Consider the following 810-nt stretch of genomic DNA (forward strand, 5'->3'; position numbering starts at 1 on the left):
CTAGCTAAGCAGCACCTTTATAAGTAACGCCTTTGATTGTGGTGACGTATTGATATGCCTTCTATCGCCGCTCGTCTCATTCCTACTTGGCTACGTCAATACCAGCTGGCAGCGTTGCCGACGGACGTTATCGCAGGTTTGGTGGTGGGCGTGCTGGTCATTCCGCAAAGCTTAGGTTATGCTGTGCTTGCAGGCCTGCCACCAGTATATGGTCTATATGCTGCTATTGTACCCGTCATTGTCTATGCGTGGCTGGGATCGAGCAACGTACAAGCTGTGGGACCTGTCGCTATTACCGCTATTATGACGGCTAGTAGCTTGCATAGTTATGCCGACCGCGGCGCTGAACACTATATCTTGATGGCAAGCCTGCTCGCTTTTATGGTTGGTGCACTATTGTGGATAGCAGGACGGCTTAGACTTGGCTGGATTATGCAGTTTATCAGTCGCGGCGTCTCCGCAGGATTTATCAGCGGCGCGGCGGTATTGATATTTTTTAGTCAGCTCAAGTACCTCACAGCAATACCGATTACAGGTAACAGCTTGATCGGTTACTTATCGAGTATGCAGCTTTATCGATATCTGCTACATCCTTTAACGCTTGTTATTGGCGTTGTCGCTTTTATCCTTTTGGTCAGTAATCGCTACGCCAGCTTGTGGTTATGGCAATCTTGGTTATCAGACAATTATGCAAAATGGGCTGAGCGCTTATTCCCATTGATTTTACTGCTTATAGCCATTTTATTGAGTATGCTGCTCGACTGGTCGGCGCGCGATGTGGCGACCATAGGTAGTATTCCGCAGGGGCTG

The 810-nt window shown here is 48.6% G+C and carries 1 protein-coding gene; it reads left to right on the forward strand.

Annotation, left to right across the window (positions count from 1 at the left end):
• Window positions 1-54: 54 nt before the first annotated feature.
• Window positions 55-810 (forward strand): SulP family inorganic anion transporter (locus tag ACTXGO_RS15075; protein WP_443575092.1); only part of this gene is annotated, 756 nt, incomplete at its 3' end.

The organism is Psychrobacter sp. T6-1, from assembly GCF_052258445.1.